Source organism: Streptomyces pseudovenezuelae, from assembly GCF_029892565.1.
Taxonomy (GTDB): Bacteria; Actinomycetota; Actinomycetes; order Streptomycetales; family Streptomycetaceae; genus Streptomyces; species Streptomyces pseudovenezuelae_A.
Genome location: NZ_JARXVH010000086.1, coordinates 1 through 1,110, shown reverse-complemented (window position 1 = coordinate 1,110; position 1,110 = coordinate 1). Strand labels below are relative to the sequence as shown.

Here is a 1,110-nt window from a genome sequence, read left to right as displayed (position 1 = left end):
CAGCCACGACGGCAGCCCCTCCGAACCCGCGACGGGCACAGGCAACTCGCTCCACTCCACCCCGAACAGCAAGTCGCGGCCGTCGTCGGCCGCCGTCCGGCCTAGCTGCTCCACCTCCACCGGCCGGGCGACCAGCGACTGCAGGCTGAGCACCGGAGCACCAGTCCAGTCGGCCGCCTGCAAAGACACCGCATCCGGCCCGGACTGCACAACCCGCACCCGCAACTCCGAGGCACCCGCTGCGTGCAGGCGCAGCCCGGTCCAGGAGAACGGCACGAGCATGCCGGCCTCCGCATCGGCACGCTCCTCGCCCGCCGGATCTGCGAACGCCATCCCCACCATGGTGGGGTGCAGGGCGGCATCCAGCAGAGCGGGGTGCAACCCGAACCGGGCGGCACTATCGCGCTGCTCGTCCGGTAGAGCGACCTCGGCGAACAGTTCGTCGCCACGCCGCCACACCGCACGCAACCCCCGGAACACCGGACCGTAGCCATAACCCCGGCCGCGCACTTCCTCATAGAACCCGGCGACATCGAGCGGCACACTCTCAGCACCAGCCGGCGGCCAGACAGCAAAGTCGAAGCCGGAGATGTCCACACTCTCAGCAGTGCCGGCTCCCAAGCTGCCGGTGGCATGCCGGGTCCAGACGTCCGCACCGATCTCCCCACCACTGTCCGAACGCGCCGAGTAGACGGCCACGGAACGGGTGCCATGCTCATCAAGGCCACCGACGGTGACCTGAACACGGACACCACCCTGCTCAGGCACAACGAGCGGCGCCTCGATGACCAGCTCCTCCAGCGTGCCGCAGCCCACCTCATCACCCGCCCGCACCACCAGCTCCACCAAGCCAGTACCAGGAACAAGAACGACCCCGCCCACAACACGGTCCGCCAGCCACGGATGCGTACGAAGCGACAGCCGTGAGGTACAGACCAGACCGTCCGACTGCGGCAACCGGACCACCGCGCCGAGAAGCGGGTGGTCGGCGGATTCCTGGCCCAGCGACACCACATCGGCCGCCGGGGCAGCCCGCAGCCAGTAATGCTCGTGGTCGAACGCATACGTTGGCAGATCAACCTGCCCGGCCCCAGCACCCGCCGGCAGCAC

Annotated in this window: 1 protein-coding gene; it reads right to left on the bottom strand. The window is 69.3% G+C overall.

What is annotated here, in order from left to right:
* On the bottom strand, positions 1-1,110 hold a 1,110-nt coding region (locus tag M2283_RS51580), incomplete at both ends, for a polyketide synthase dehydratase domain-containing protein (protein ID WP_280883578.1).